Origin of the sequence: Flavobacterium sp. MDT1-60, assembly GCF_014844035.1 — a bacterium.
In the GTDB taxonomy this organism is placed as follows: Bacteria; Bacteroidota; Bacteroidia; order Flavobacteriales; family Flavobacteriaceae; genus Flavobacterium.
The window spans coordinates 4,357,194-4,370,694 of record NZ_CP062159.1; the positions used below are offsets into that span (position 1 = coordinate 4,357,194).

Below are 13,501 nucleotides of genomic sequence, written 5' to 3' on the forward strand. Positions count from 1 at the left end.
TATGAAAATTAAAGCTTAAATTCTAATCCATTTATAATCCCTTTTTCTTCGTCAGTCGCTGTAAATCCTGATAAATCCCAATACTTGGTCAGAATCTTATTCTTTTTATTGAAAAGGGTTTTCTCTTTAAAAACATCACTTTCTTTATAAGTAAAGTTTTGTCTGTTGAAATTCGTTGTGATAAAATTATTGCGAACCTGAATATTTTTTTTGACCTGATCTTTTAAAATCAAATCATAAGCAATTTCTTCATTTGAACTTAGTAAATAATAATCTTCACCATCAATTCTGTACGTTACCCTAACTTGTGATCTGGTAACATTCTTTGAACCCACTTTTGTTTGTTCTTCAATTTGGGCGAGATTTCCAGGTTTTATAACAATACTAAATTCTACAATTAACTTTTTTGTCGGATCGTAAATAATTTCAAAAGTATCAAGCGCTTTTTTAGATTTATCCAATGGAGTTACAGACATTATATAATAATCCTTATTATTTGGGTGCCCTGTTGTAGTAAACTCATATTCTTTCTTCGTTTTTGAATCTAAAAGAGGGTCAAAATATTTTAAATTTGAATAATTCTCCATAATGTTATTCAAATTATATCCCATTAAATCAGCAGAAACATCAGTTTCCAACAATCCATAAGATCTATTTTGCTCTACTAATAATGTTGTAGTTGAATTCTTTTGATTCCCTTCAAATTGAAAATTAACCAATCCGTCATTATAATAAGAATATTTATTATCCAGCATAAAAAACTCTCGTACATAGACTTTTAATCTATAAGCATTAGCCAATTTTTGCCTTGAATTAGAAACAATTTTTTGAAGATTTTTTTCCGGCTTTTCTTTTGAGACAACAATTTCGGCTAGCTTATTGTTGTTGCTTTTAAGATAAACCACAAATAAATCTGGTTTTAAAGGTCCCCATCGAAGTGTCACTTTTTCGTAATTGGTCTCTGAAACCTGAAGGCTGGATGCACCGTTCAATTCAAAAGTTACCTTTCCTTCCTGATTGCTTATTAATGTTTGTTTCGTTTTCATAATAAACACAGTTGCATTTTCTATAGGCAATTGTGTTTCAATATCTTTTACGACAATAGAATACTCCACTTTTTGAGCAAAAATGGCAGTATTAACGAAAATAACAAATAAAAGTATCAGTCCTCTCATACGCAATTATTAAAATATTGTTATCAAATTAACAAAATAAATCATTATGTACCAGCAAAATACAGCATAAAAATAATAAAAAACTTATATTTGATAAAAAAAAATCCTGAGCAACGACACTCAGGATTTTTTTGATCTTTAAATTGAATTAAAAAAATATTATTCTCCATGTAAAAACGCTTGTCTATTCAACAAGGTTTCTTCATCTTCTACGTGGTTATCATCTGGTATACAACAATCAACCGGGCATACTGCAGCACACTGAGGTTCATCATGGAAACCTTTACATTCTGTACATTTTCCAGGAACGATGTAATATACTTCATCAGAAACTGGAGTTTGCGCATCATCTGCATCCACTTCAGTTCCGTCTGGTAAAATTACTTTTCCTGAAAGACTTGTTCCATCTTTGTATCTCCAATCATCAGCTCCTTCATAAATTGCTGTATTTGGGCACTCTGGTTCACAAGCCCCACAATTGATGCATTCGTCAGTTATAATTATTGCCATTGTTTTCTTAGTTATGAGTTAAAAGTTACAAGTTGAGAAATAATAATGCGAAGATTTTATTCTGCTTTGTCTTATAACTTAATATAGCTTATTTTTGTGCAAAATTACAATCAAAACTATTCATAAACAAACATTATGACATTAGAAACAAAAAAAAGTGTTTTTGTTGAATTAGGAAAATTTCTAAAACAATTTTCCGAAAACGATACAATTAGAAAATCGGATGTTCTGCATAACGATTTATTTTTTGATGATTTCGAAAAGCTGATCTTTTTATCACAATCTCATAATGGATGGTATACTCCTGAACAAGTGTATTTTGCAATACATTCCTGGGCAGATGCATTGACTGAAGAAAATCTCGATAAATGGCTTTCAAATTACCAGACTGAGTTTTCTCAAAACAATAAAAATGAAAAAAAAGTGGCGCTAATTTTAGCCGGAAATATTCCGCTAGTAGGTTTTCATGATTTTTTATCGGTTTTAATAACTGGGAACAAAGCTTTAATTAAAACCTCTTCAAACGATCAGTATTTGTTGCCGTTTTTGGCTAAATATTTAATTGCTGTTGATGAAAGTTTAAAAGATAAAATCACTTTCGTGGAAGGCAAACTTGAAAATTTTGATGCCGTAATTGCCACTGGAAGTAACAATACAGCCCGTTATTTCGAATATTATTTTAAAGACAAACCTTCAATTATACGAAAAAACAGAAATTCGGCAGCCGTTTTAAACGGTAAAGAAAGCAAAGAAGAATTAGAAGCTTTAGGTGAAGATATTTTCCGTTATTTCGGATTAGGATGCCGTAATGTTTCTAAGATTTTTGTTCCGAAAGGGTATTCTTTTGATGCTTTTTTTGAGGGTATTTTCAAATATCAGGACGTTATTCATTATGAAAAATACGCTAACAATTACGACTATAACAAAGCCGTATTTTTAATGAGTAATTTCAAATTATTGGATAATGGATTCTTGACTATAAAGGAAGATCCGAGTTATGCCTCGCCGATTTCGAGTGTTTTTTATGAATTTTATGAAAACATCGAAGATTTACAGGCTCGTCTAAAAGCTGATGCTGAACAAATTCAGTGTATCGTGAGCAACGACTTAATCGAAAATAGTATCCCGTTCGGGCAAACGCAAAATCCTCAATTGTGGGATTATGCAGATAACGTGGATACTATAACGTTTTTGTTAACAACAAAGTAAAAATATGTTTAATTATTTCGAATAATTTATCGCTTTTTCAGCTCCTATTGCCGAAATTTGCATCTTTAAAATTTTCGACTATTAATAACAACCATGAAAAAACACAACTACAGCGCAGGTCCAAGTATTTTACCTCAGGAAGTTTTTGAGAAGGCATCAAAAGCAATTTTAAATTTTAATGATTCAGGATTATCTATCCTTGAAATTTCGCACCGAAGTAAAGATTTCGTTGCTGTTATGGATGAAGCTCGCTCCCTTGCTTTAGAATTATTAGGACTTCAGGGAAAAGGATATCAGGCCTTATTTTTACAAGGTGGTGCAAGTACAGCATTCTTAATGGCTCCTTATAACCTGATGAAAGAAAACGGAAAAGCTGCTTATTTAGATTCAGGGACATGGGCAACTGCAGCAATAAAAGAAGCTAAATATTTTGGAGAAACTGTTGTTGTAGCTTCTTCAAAAGAAGAAAATTACAACCATATTCCAAAAGGATATTCTATACCAAGTGATGCTGATTATTTTCACTGTACAAGTAACAATACCATTTTTGGAACTCAAATGAAAGAATTCCCGGCAACTAACGTTCCTGTTGTTTGCGATATGAGTTCTGATATTTTTTCTCGCGAATTGGATTTCTCAAAATTTGATTTAATATATGCCGGTGCTCAAAAAAATATGGGTCCTGCAGGAACTACTTTGGTAGTGGTTAAAGAAGAAATTTTAGAGAAAAGCGGAAGAACAATTCCTAGTATGTTAGATTACGCTAAACACATTAAAGCAGAAAGTATGTACAATACTCCTCCTGTTTTTGCTGTTTACGTTTCTTTACTGACATTACAATGGATCAAAGAAAAAGGTGGAATTGCTGCTGTTGAAAAATTAAACAACGCAAAAGCTGATTTATTATATACTGAAATCGACAGAAACCCATTATTCAAAGGTGCAGCAGCTGTTGAAGATCGTTCAAATATGAACGTTACTTTCTTACTAAACAACGCTGACCATACTGCAACTTTTGATGCTTTATGGAAAGAAGCAGGAATTTCAGGATTGCCAGGACACCGTTCTGTTGGTGGTTACAGAGCTTCTATTTACAACGCTATGCCTATCGAAAGTGTTCAGGTTTTAGTAGATGTAATGAAAGCTTTGGAAAGTGAAGTTTAGTTTTCAGTCGCAGTTTTCAGTATACCGAAAACTTGAATTGAAACAAGACCCTAGCCCCGATAGAAGTGGAAATCCTTTTTTGTTTCCGCCGCGGCGGACAAAAAAGATTGTAACGGATAGCGGGAATTAGCTCCAAAAAAAAGAAAAAGAAAAATTAATATTGAGGATGCGATTACTTCGTTCCTCGCAAAGACATACACTAAAATGAAAGTATTAGCGAATGATGGAATTTCAAAAAGTGGAATTCTGGCTTTAGAAAAAGGCGGATTTGAAGTTATAACTACAAAAGTAGCGCAGGAACAAGTAGCTAATTTTGTCAATGAAAACAATGTAGACGTAGTTTTAGTTCGTAGTGCAACTAAAGTTCGTAAAGATATTATTGACGCTTGTCCTGGTCTTAAAATTATTGGACGTGGTGGTGTTGGTATGGATAATATTGATGTTGATTATGCTAAAAGCAAAGGAATCCACGTAATTAATACACCTGCTTCATCATCAGAATCTGTTGCTGAATTAGTGTTTGGACACTTGTTTTCTGGTGTTCGTTTTTTACACGATTCTAACAGAAATATGCCTCTTGAAGGAGATTCAAACTTTGATGGTTTGAAAAAAGCGTATGCTAACGGAACTGAATTAAGAGGAAAAACTCTTGGAATTGTTGGTATTGGTCGTATCGGACAAGCAACTGCAAAAATGGCGCTTGGTTTAGGTATGAAAGTTATCGCCGCTGATAGTTTTATTCCGCAAGTTGATGTAAAAGTTGAGTTTTTTGACGGACAGTCTATCACTACAACTATCGTTTCTCAATCATTAGAATCTTTATTTAAAGAAGCTGATTTCATTACATTACACGTTCCTGCTCAGGATGGTTACATCATTGGAGAAAAAGAATTTGAGATCATGAAAGATGGTGTTGGAATCGTAAACTGTGCTCGTGGTGGTGTTATTGATGAAGTAGCTTTAGTAAAAGCTTTAGATTCTGGAAAAGTTGCTTTTGCAGGATTAGACGTTTTTGAAAGCGAACCAAAACCAGAAATGGCCATTTTAATGCATACTAAAATTTCGTTGACTCCACACATTGGAGCTGCAACAGGGGAAGCACAAGACAGAATTGGTACTGAATTAGCATCACAAATTATTTCTTTGTTAAGCTAATTAATTAAAAATAAAACGTTTAGAAGGGATTTATTAACATCGTTTAATAAATCCCTTTCTTTTTTTGATTAAATTTGAGTTATAAATCTAATCTAAATTCTTTAAATCATGTTTGAACAATTAACACAATTAGTACAACAATACGGAGGCGATGCTGTTGTAAACAACACTGCTGTCCCAAATGAACATAATGAAGCTGTAATTGGTGAAACTAGTAATTCTATATTTGCCGGATTGCAAAAAATTGCTTCAGAAGGCGGTGGAGAACAATTGGCAGGTTTATTTAACGGAACGTCTTCAATAGACAGTTCTAATCCGGTCGTTCAGCAATTAACGCAACAATTGAGTGGAAGTCTTGGTGAAAAATTTGGATTAAGCAGCGCCGATTCTTCCAGTGTAGCTTCAAGCATGATTCCGCAAGTCTTAAATTCTTTGGTAAACAAAGCAAAAGACCCAAATGACAGCAGCTTTAATATTTCAGATATTATAAGCTCGATTTCAGGAAATAGCGGACAAGCATCGAATATAATGGATACAATTTCTAAATACGGTACTCAATTTGGCTTAGACCAAAACGCCGATGGAAAATTGGATGTAGCTGATGTTATGGTTGTCGCTAAAAGCAGCGGTGGTTTTTCAGGGTTTATAGGGAGATTGTTTAAAAGTAAATAAATTTTAAGTTACAAAGGCTCAAAGAAGCAAAGGCCCAGAGGTTTTAAAAAATATTTAAAAAGCTGTTTGTATAAATTGCAAACAGCTTTTTTGTCTTAATTCCTCCTTTTTTCCTTTGAACCTATGAACCTTTGCTTCTTTGAGCCTTTTTCCAAAAAATATTCGTAAATTTAAGGTTCAAAAAATGCGTCATGAAAAAGATAATCTACATACTTATCGTAATTTTTACCATCATTGCGTGTTCTACGGGTTCAAAAAATACTGCAGTTGCTACTGCTTCGCCTAAACATCCGGAAGTAAATGATACTGTTCGAATTGCAAATGACTCTTTAGAATATGAAGTAATTATCATCGATAATGGTTTTAGTTTCTGGCTGGCGTCAATGGCACAACCTAGAAACTATTATTCCTTATCTTATCTCGAAAACAAGAATTATCAATATGTAACTGAATGGAATAATCGTGTATTGCAACCACAACGTTATAATCCAAATTTATATGAAATGAGGATAGATTACCAACCACAAATTCATTATGGTTACGAGGTAAATTACTTAATCTACAATTACATGATTTATTTTCAAAATACATACAAACAAAAGCTTGGCGGGTATGTTCCAATACGATAATGTTGCTATATTTGTAATCGTTTTAAATAAAGCATGGATAAACTAAAGAAACGCTGGGGCATTACCTCAAATGTACAAGCCATAATTATATTTATCGTTTTTGCTATCACAGGATCAGCATCTGCGTGGTTGTCTAAACCCTTTTGTGTTTGGCTGGGCATCACCAAAGAAGATTTTGGAGGTTGGTTTACTTTAATTCGTTTATTGATTATCTTCCCTATTTATCAGGTTTTATTAGTTGCCATTGGAACCGTTTTTGGTCAATTTCGTTTCTTTTGGAACTTCGAAAAGAAAATGCTTAAAAATATGGGACTAGGATTTCTATTCAAAAACTAAATTTCCTTGCTGCTTTTTTGAAAATAATAAGTATAAATCCACGTAAGTGTAAACGAAGGAATTATATCTGTAAATGGAATTATCTCTTCGACAAAAGTCAAAATACTGGCCATTTTCCCTACCCTTCCTTTATACATTCTGGTCATGATAAAAGCGGCGATTGGTGCCCAAATCACATCTGAAAATTCACCAATTAACGGAATGCTGAAAGAAATCATACCAATTCCATCCAAAAGTAAACCCAAAAGGAGTTTTCTCATTCTATCTTCTTCTTTTATTACTTGTAAATCTTGCATATTACTCTAATTTTAAATTACTTGGAAATTAAAAATAATACTTGGAAAAGAATTATTTATTTCTTCAAGTTTTTTTCTTAATTCCCACACGTTTATTTAGTTACTGCAAATAACACACCAAAATTTCCATCAGTCTGAATCCATTTTTCAGATGGCACATAGGCGCGCGACACAAATCCATCAAGATACAAAGCATTTTTACAACCTAAACTTTTAAAATAATTAGCAAAATCATAAAAATTAATTTCTTTTTTGATAAAACAAAAACTACTTTTCCATCCGGCAGAATACCGACACCATTTCTAATGTTCAAATTAGATGAACCTTCTTTAAAATCAGAATGAATTTTGCCATCAATTAACAGCATTGGCCCAGATTGAGTTGCATATTTTATTTTTCCATTATTTCGGAAAAGTTCTGAGGTACAAATTTTAGCTGTGTTATCAATTGTTAAATAAAAAACTCCGTTTGGTTTTAGATAAAAATTTCCCGCTGCTTTAGTCGTATCTAAAGGAACTACAGTTTTTTGTTTTTCAATATAAAGCCCTTGTGGAGAATAGTCTTTTTTGTACATTCCGCCGTTCATCGCAAAATTTAATTTTAAATTTTGCTTTTCAATCCAAAACTTCAAATTTTCAATACTACCAAAATTTTGTCCATTTTCATCCTTCCAAAACAATTTTAAATCTTGTTTTTTTGTATCAACTTTATATGTCACAAAAGAATTATCAGTGTAAATTTTAGCATTAAGAAAAATGGCAACAATTGCAATTGCAAATATTAGTATTGTAATTTTTAATTTCATCTTTTTGAATTATTTTCCATAAATGTAAAAAGATAATATTCACTAAATAACTATTGTTCTTAAATTTCTGTTACAAGCCATTTTTATATCGGCAGAATCTTTGTTTCTTTGTAGAAACAGTTTCTAAAATGATACACGCAAAAAATATACATAAATTCTATGATCAGCTTGAGGTTTTAAAAGGAGTTGATCTGCATATTAAAAAAGGTGAAATTGTTTCCATAGTTGGTGCTTCCGGTGCGGGAAAAACGACTTTGTTACAAATTTTAGGAACTTTAGATAAACCTTCAAAATCAGAAACCGAGACTTCGCTAACTATTAATGGAGAAAACATTTTGGGGTTGAATGACAAGACATTATCAAAATTCAGAAATTTAAATTTAGGTTTCATTTTTCAGTTTCATCAACTTTTACCAGAATTTACAGCCTTAGAAAATGTGTGTATTCCGGCTTATATTGCAGGTAAAAAACCAGCTGAAACTGAGACAGAAGCTAAAAAACTACTAACTTTTTTAGGATTATCACACCGTATCAATCATAAACCAAACGAACTTTCTGGTGGTGAACAACAACGTGTTGCTGTAGCGAGGGCTTTAATCAACAAACCTGATGTTATTTTTGCTGATGAGCCTTCAGGAAATTTAGATACCCATTCTGCCGAAAATTTACATCAATTATTTTTCCAGCTTCGGGATGAATTCGGGCAAACATTTGTCATTGTAACACACAACGAAGAGTTGGCTAATATGGCCGATAGAAAATTGATAATGGTCGACGGACAGATTAGTAATTAGGAGCTATTTACTTCGTCAGTCGCTATCGCTCGTGTCTGCTGTCTTCCAAATCTTTTGTATCCGCCGTGGCTAACACAAAAGGATTTTCCATCCCATCAGGGCTAGGCTCTCGAAATAACAAGAACTTTCATTTAATGAATCAAAAAGAACTAAAAGAATTTCTCGACGAAAAAGTCATTCAATATAATAATCAGGATTTTATTGAGAGCGATCCCGTGCAGATTCCGCATTTGTTTACTCGAAAAGAAGACATTGAAATTGCCGGTTTCTTAAGTGCTACAATTGCCTGGGGAAATCGTAAAATGATCATTAAAAATTCACATCAAATGATGGAATTAATGGGAAACACACCTTACGATTTCGTTATGTCACATTCTGATGAAGACTTGAATAGATTGGAGAACTTTGTTCATCGTACCTTCAACGGAAAAGATTTCGGCGGATTCATAAAAGGATTACAGCATATCTACAAAAATCATAATGGCTTAGAAGCTGTATTTGCTAAAAATCAGGAAGAAGGTAGCCTGCAGAAAAGCATTCATGAATTCAAAAAAATATTCTTCGAAATTGATCATTTGCCACGAACCCAGAAACACATTTCAGATCCGTTAAATAATTCGGCAGCAAAAAGAATCAACATGTATTTGCGCTGGATGGTTCGTCAGGACACAAAAGGTGTTGATTTAGGTATTTGGAAAACAATTTCTCCATCTTTATTGTCATGTCCACTAGATGTTCATTCAGGAAATGTGGCACGAAAATTAGGTATTCTTTCCCGAAAACAAAATGACGGAAAAGCGCTAGCCGAATTGGATTTCAAACTTCGGGAAATGGATTCACAAGATCCTGTAAAATACGACTTTGCTCTTTTTGGTCTTGGTATTTTTGAAGGATTTTAACTACAAAATATAAGCTTTTAAATTAGCTTTATAAGTTTTTTTTTCGTAATATTACAGTACAAACTTATACTGTATGGAAAAACTAATAGAGTATATAAAGCATTTCGTCATTCCATTTTTTTTTATTATCAGCCTGTCTTTAATAGTTGTTTTAATATTCAAAAGAATCTACTATCAATATACCCTGCCTTATAAACACAGAATTATTCGAAAGTCAGAAATTTTTCTAACCGAGATTACACTCTCTTCACCTGACAAAAACATTCTAAAATACAAAATTGCCAAATTTAAATCTGAAATTCCTATAAGTAAATCATGGTGTAAGAAGATGCTTATCGAGGATTTGATCCGGATGAGAAGCAATCTGAAAGGAAAAGCAGCAAAGAACATTTTAGTTATTTACAAAAAATTAGATTTAAATCATTACTCCGCTAGTTTAATCCGGGATTTTAGAAAATATAAAAAATACGAAGGAATTCATCATTTCCAGGCATTATGCTATAAACCAGGTATTTCTCTTCTTAAAAAATACTTATTTGATCCCAATAAAATTATTAGGTCAAATGCTAATATTGCCTATTTAGCACTATCAAAAGGTGATTGGCAGGCGGTTGATAAACTTCCGATTAAAATATCGATTATCACAACCATAAAAGTAATGGATGTGCTGCACACCGAAAATATTCCATTACCGTCAGACATCGATCTTTGGATTCAGTCTAAAAACCCAACGATTTTAAAATTGGCCATTATGGCGATGGTTTTTTATAATTACAGAAATAAATCGGCAGAAATAATAAAACTATTACACCATGAAGATAAAGCCTTAAAAATTGATGTAATTACTGCAATTCAGGATCTTTTTTTAGAAGAAGCAGAAGACGAAATGTTGTCTTTGTTTTATAACGAATCTATCGAAATTCAATTGGAAATGCTTGAAGCTTTGGCTGCAATTGGTTCTGAAAAAACGATCGATTTTCTGAAAAATGAAATTCCGAAGCAGGAAATAAAAGATTTAAAATTAAAAATGGTCTGTTCTTTAGATAATTTAGACAGGGAGGTATTAAATACATTAGGAAAACAGGATTCAGACACACAAAAAATGATTAATCATAACAGAAAATTAGAACTATGATATATGATATTCTATCTTATCTGATTCGTGGTTATGATATTTTTGTAACTGCTTTTTCTCTTGGCTATATTTTGTTTTATATTTTTTTATCAATCTTATCCTATTGGGCAATAATAAAACATTTAAAATATCAAAAATATCTCGAAGAAGAGGTGTTGCTTCGTTCTAACCATATTTTAGGCGTTTCGGTTGTAGCACCAGCTTTTAATGAAGGTGTAAACATTGTATACAATGTAAAATCATTGCTTTCCTTAACGTATCCAAAATTCGAAATTATTATTGTAAATGATGGAAGTACCGATGATACGCTCGAAAAACTGATATCCGAATTTGATTTGGCAAAAATTGATTTTTACTATCAGGAAAAAATTGTGACACAACCTGTGAGAGGCCATTACAGATCAAAAAATCCTGTTTACTCAAAATTACTCGTTGTAGATAAAATGAACGGTAAAAGTAAAGCCGATGCTTCAAATGCAGGTATTAATTCGTCACAATACCCTTTATTTTTATGTACCGATGTTGATTGTATCTTAAAGAGTGATACTATTTTAAAACTGGCAAAACCTTTTATGGAAAATGAAATAAGGGTTATTGCAACTGGTGCCGGAATAAGGATTTCGAATTCGTGTGAAATAAAAGAAGGATTTTTATTCAGAGTGCATTATCCAAAAGAATGGTATCCACGCTTTCAGGAATTAGAATATGTAAGGTCTTTTTTATTTGGCAGAATGGCATGGAGTCAGATAAATGGTTTGTTGCTTGTTTCTGGCGGATTAGGAATGTTTGACAAAGATATCGTTATAAAAGCCGGGGGTTATTGGCATAAATCTTTAGGAGAAGATATGGAACTCGTTACCCGCATGAGAAAATATATGCATGATACAAATGAAAAATTTTTAATTCAATATATTCCGGAATCACTTTGCTGGACAGAAGTTCCGAGCACAAAAGAAGTCTTTTTAAGACAAAGAATTCGTTGGGCAAGAGGATTGATACAAACGCTTTATTTGCATCGAAAAATGTTTTTAAATCCAAAATACGGAAGAACAGCTTTTCTGGTTCTGCCTTTCTTTTTCAGTTTTGAATTTTTAGTTCCAATAATCGAATTGCTAGGTATAATAACTTTAATTTTTAGTCTGGCATTTGGTTTAGTAGATTTTCAATATCTCTTGATAATAAGCACTATTGTTTATCTATTTTATCTCTCAATAACAATAATATCTATTTTGATTGACGAAATACTATACAAGAGTTATGCGAATTACAAAGAATTACTGGTACTGGTCGGAATGGCAATAATAGAACCTTTTGTATATCATCCTATAAATGTTTATGCGTCATTAAAAGGATATTGGTATTTCTTTTCACAAAAAGAACAAAAATGGGGCGTAATGGTGCGCAAAGGTTATGAAAAACCAGTAAAAAAATAATTGAAGATGAAAAACAATTTTATACATATAGCCAAACTGTTGTTTTGTCTGTTTCTACTTTTCAATCAAAATCTAAGGGCGCAGAAAAAAATCGATACAGATAGTCTTTTGACTGTTATTGTTAAAGATATGAAAACCAATAATCCTGATTATAAGCTCAATATTCAACGAGCCTTATTAGGCAAAAAATTAGCCCCCGATTATCTGGATTTTCATTTAGTATTGGGTCGAAATTATGATTTAATCAAAGTAAAAGACAGTGCGAGATATTACTACAACTATGTAATTGCTAAAAATTCTGGTTACGAAGACGCTTTTCTAGATCTTATTAATTTAGATATTGAAGAAAAAAAATACGATGAAGGTTTAATTCTGACTAATAAAGCTATCGAATTATATCCCGAAAGTAAATCTTTTCGTTTGAGAAGAATTGCTATTTATTCCTTGCAAAATGATAGTGCAAACGAAGAAAAATATTTAAAATCTATTAGGGCAAAATTTCCAAATGATCCTGAAATAGAGCAACGTCTGTACATTTTATATTCAAAAGTAAACTTTGACAGAATTGGCGTTTATTATAATATAACAACAATTGATCGGGACGAAGTTGGCCCATGGCATTTAGCAAGCGCTGATTATGTTAGACAACGTTTATGGGGGAGTTTAATTGGAAGAGTTAACTATGCCAAAAGATTGTCTTCGAGTTCTGTTATGTCAAGCGGTCTTCAGTTTGAGGCAGAATCCTATCTTTTTGCTAAGAAAAATAATTATCATTATATTGATGTTGCTTACAGCCAGGATGCTGCTTTTCCTGAATGGAGATTAGGTTATTCTTATTTTCATACTTTTAACAAAGGTTGGGAGGCTGATTTAGGAGCACGTTATATTGAAATGCAGGATAAGAGTAATTTAAAAACACTGAATGTTGGAATCGGAAAATACTTTGGTTCTTATTGGGTAAATCTAAGATCTTACATTCAGGAAGACGGCACATCTTTTACTTTGACCTCCAGATATTATTATAAAACAAAATATGATTATGTTACGTTTATTGCAGGTTACGGAACTTCACCAGACGACAGAACAAGATCTGCAGAATATCAAACAAGAATATCGTTACGTTCCTATCGATTAAGTGCCGGCTTTTTTAAATTGGTTAAAAGTCATTATATTTTTGGAATTCTCATTACAGATAATGAACAGGAATATGTAGCAAATAAATTTCAAACAGAACTTGATTTTGCGTTTTTAATGCAATATAAATTTTAAATAGTATGAAAAAGAAGTTT

At 32.3% G+C, this 13,501-nt stretch carries 16 protein-coding genes; 11 read left to right on the forward strand and 5 right to left on the reverse strand.

Translation table 11 applies throughout. The annotated features are described in order from the left end of the window. Window positions 1–8 precede the first annotated feature (8 nt). Together IHE43_RS18365 and IHE43_RS18370 are read right to left on the reverse strand one after the other, a co-directional pair. Window positions 9–1,175 (reverse strand): hypothetical protein, encoded by a 1,167-nt coding sequence (locus IHE43_RS18365; protein ID WP_192185246.1) that lies wholly within the window; start codon window positions 1,173–1,175, stop codon window positions 9–11. 159 nt (window positions 1,176–1,334) lie between these two features. After that, window positions 1,335–1,685, reverse strand: coding sequence for a 4Fe-4S dicluster domain-containing protein (locus tag IHE43_RS18370; RefSeq protein ID WP_192185247.1), 351 nt, complete (start codon window positions 1,683–1,685; stop codon window positions 1,335–1,337). 135 nt (window positions 1,686–1,820) lie between these two features. On the opposite strand from IHE43_RS18370, the gene IHE43_RS18375 reads away from it, so the two are divergent. The 6 genes from IHE43_RS18375 (at window position 1,821) to IHE43_RS18400 (ending at window position 6,850) form a co-directional block, all read left to right on the forward strand. Then, window positions 1,821–2,894, forward strand: coding sequence for an acyl-CoA reductase (locus IHE43_RS18375; RefSeq protein ID WP_192185248.1), 1,074 nt, complete (start codon window positions 1,821–1,823; stop codon window positions 2,892–2,894). A gap of 93 nt (window positions 2,895–2,987) precedes the next feature. After that, window positions 2,988–4,058, forward strand: a complete 1,071-nt coding sequence (serC, locus tag IHE43_RS18380) for a 3-phosphoserine/phosphohydroxythreonine transaminase (RefSeq protein ID WP_192185249.1) — start codon at window positions 2,988–2,990, stop codon at window positions 4,056–4,058. 204 nt (window positions 4,059–4,262) lie between these two features. After that, window positions 4,263–5,213: a D-2-hydroxyacid dehydrogenase gene (locus tag IHE43_RS18385; protein WP_192185250.1), complete on the forward strand. Its 951-nt coding sequence runs from the start codon at window positions 4,263–4,265 to the stop codon at window positions 5,211–5,213. Between the two features lie 108 nt (window positions 5,214–5,321). Continuing rightward, a complete protein-coding gene (locus IHE43_RS18390) occupies window positions 5,322–5,885 on the forward strand; it encodes a DUF937 domain-containing protein (protein WP_192185251.1) in 564 nt (187 codons plus the stop codon). 191 nt (window positions 5,886–6,076) lie between these two features. Further along, window positions 6,077–6,514: a DUF6146 family protein gene (locus IHE43_RS18395; protein ID WP_192185252.1), complete on the forward strand. Its 438-nt coding sequence runs from the start codon at window positions 6,077–6,079 to the stop codon at window positions 6,512–6,514. A 33-nt stretch (window positions 6,515–6,547) separates the two neighbouring features. Beyond that, complete coding sequence (locus tag IHE43_RS18400; RefSeq protein ID WP_192185253.1) at window positions 6,548–6,850, forward strand: DUF6787 family protein; 303 nt, start codon at window positions 6,548–6,550, stop codon at window positions 6,848–6,850. Here the strand turns inward: IHE43_RS18400 and IHE43_RS18405 are convergent. The 3 genes from IHE43_RS18405 to IHE43_RS18410 all read right to left on the reverse strand — a co-directional run bounded on the left by IHE43_RS18405 (window position 6,847) and on the right by IHE43_RS18410 (window position 7,951). Continuing rightward, window positions 6,847–7,146 (reverse strand): hypothetical protein, encoded by a 300-nt coding sequence (locus IHE43_RS18405; RefSeq protein WP_192185254.1) that lies wholly within the window; start codon window positions 7,144–7,146, stop codon window positions 6,847–6,849. The two genes, IHE43_RS18400 and IHE43_RS18405, sit on opposite strands and share 4 nt — an antisense overlap. Window positions 7,147–7,238: 92 nt before the next feature. Then, window positions 7,239–7,403: a phosphodiester glycosidase family protein gene (locus IHE43_RS24080; RefSeq protein ID WP_370526749.1), complete on the reverse strand. Its 165-nt coding sequence runs from the start codon at window positions 7,401–7,403 to the stop codon at window positions 7,239–7,241. After that, a complete protein-coding gene (locus IHE43_RS18410; RefSeq protein WP_255513804.1) occupies window positions 7,352–7,951 on the reverse strand; it encodes a phosphodiester glycosidase family protein in 600 nt (199 codons plus the stop codon). Before IHE43_RS18410 ends, IHE43_RS24080 begins: the two co-directional genes overlap by 52 nt. A gap of 128 nt (window positions 7,952–8,079) precedes the next feature. On the opposite strand from IHE43_RS18410, the gene IHE43_RS18415 reads away from it, so the two are divergent. The 5 genes from IHE43_RS18415 (at window position 8,080) to IHE43_RS18435 (ending at window position 13,481) form a co-directional block, all read left to right on the forward strand. Next, window positions 8,080–8,745 (forward strand): ABC transporter ATP-binding protein, encoded by a 666-nt coding sequence (locus IHE43_RS18415; protein WP_192185255.1) that lies wholly within the window; start codon window positions 8,080–8,082, stop codon window positions 8,743–8,745. A gap of 134 nt (window positions 8,746–8,879) precedes the next feature. After that, on the forward strand, window positions 8,880–9,644 hold the full coding sequence (locus tag IHE43_RS18420) for a TIGR02757 family protein (RefSeq protein ID WP_192185256.1): 765 nt from the start codon (window positions 8,880–8,882) through the stop codon (window positions 9,642–9,644). 73 nt (window positions 9,645–9,717) lie between these two features. Beyond that, window positions 9,718–10,779, forward strand: coding sequence for a HEAT repeat domain-containing protein (locus IHE43_RS18425; protein WP_192185257.1), 1,062 nt, complete (start codon window positions 9,718–9,720; stop codon window positions 10,777–10,779). Continuing rightward, window positions 10,776–12,212: a glycosyltransferase gene (locus IHE43_RS18430; protein WP_192185258.1), complete on the forward strand. Its 1,437-nt coding sequence runs from the start codon at window positions 10,776–10,778 to the stop codon at window positions 12,210–12,212. Before IHE43_RS18425 ends, IHE43_RS18430 begins: the two co-directional genes overlap by 4 nt. A 6-nt stretch (window positions 12,213–12,218) precedes the next feature. After that, window positions 12,219–13,481, forward strand: coding sequence for a YaiO family outer membrane beta-barrel protein (locus tag IHE43_RS18435; RefSeq protein ID WP_192185259.1), 1,263 nt, complete (start codon window positions 12,219–12,221; stop codon window positions 13,479–13,481). Window positions 13,482–13,501: the final 20 nt, after the last annotated feature.

Coding starts and splice junctions, on each gene's coding strand:
- IHE43_RS18370 (WP_192185247.1), bottom strand. CDS start 1,685: ATGGCAATAATTATAACTGACGAATGCATCAATTGTGGGGCTTGTGAA.
- IHE43_RS18415 (WP_192185255.1), top strand. CDS start 8,080: ATGATACACGCAAAAAATATACATAAATTCTATGATCAGCTTGAGGTT.
- serC (WP_192185249.1), top strand. CDS start 2,988: ATGAAAAAACACAACTACAGCGCAGGTCCAAGTATTTTACCTCAGGAA.
- IHE43_RS18390 (WP_192185251.1), top strand. CDS start 5,322: ATGTTTGAACAATTAACACAATTAGTACAACAATACGGAGGCGATGCT.
- IHE43_RS18425 (WP_192185257.1), top strand. CDS start 9,718: ATGGAAAAACTAATAGAGTATATAAAGCATTTCGTCATTCCATTTTTT.
- IHE43_RS18375 (WP_192185248.1), top strand. CDS start 1,821: ATGACATTAGAAACAAAAAAAAGTGTTTTTGTTGAATTAGGAAAATTT.
- IHE43_RS18435 (WP_192185259.1), top strand. CDS start 12,219: ATGAAAAACAATTTTATACATATAGCCAAACTGTTGTTTTGTCTGTTT.
- IHE43_RS18365 (WP_192185246.1), bottom strand. CDS start 1,175: ATGAGAGGACTGATACTTTTATTTGTTATTTTCGTTAATACTGCCATT.
- IHE43_RS18410 (WP_255513804.1), bottom strand. CDS start 7,951: ATGAAATTAAAAATTACAATACTAATATTTGCAATTGCAATTGTTGCC.
- IHE43_RS18420 (WP_192185256.1), top strand. CDS start 8,880: ATGAATCAAAAAGAACTAAAAGAATTTCTCGACGAAAAAGTCATTCAA.
- IHE43_RS18395 (WP_192185252.1), top strand. CDS start 6,077: ATGAAAAAGATAATCTACATACTTATCGTAATTTTTACCATCATTGCG.
- IHE43_RS18385 (WP_192185250.1), top strand. CDS start 4,263: ATGAAAGTATTAGCGAATGATGGAATTTCAAAAAGTGGAATTCTGGCT.
- IHE43_RS18430 (WP_192185258.1), top strand. CDS start 10,776: ATGATATATGATATTCTATCTTATCTGATTCGTGGTTATGATATTTTT.
- IHE43_RS18400 (WP_192185253.1), top strand. CDS start 6,548: ATGGATAAACTAAAGAAACGCTGGGGCATTACCTCAAATGTACAAGCC.
- IHE43_RS18405 (WP_192185254.1), bottom strand. CDS start 7,146: ATGCAAGATTTACAAGTAATAAAAGAAGAAGATAGAATGAGAAAACTC.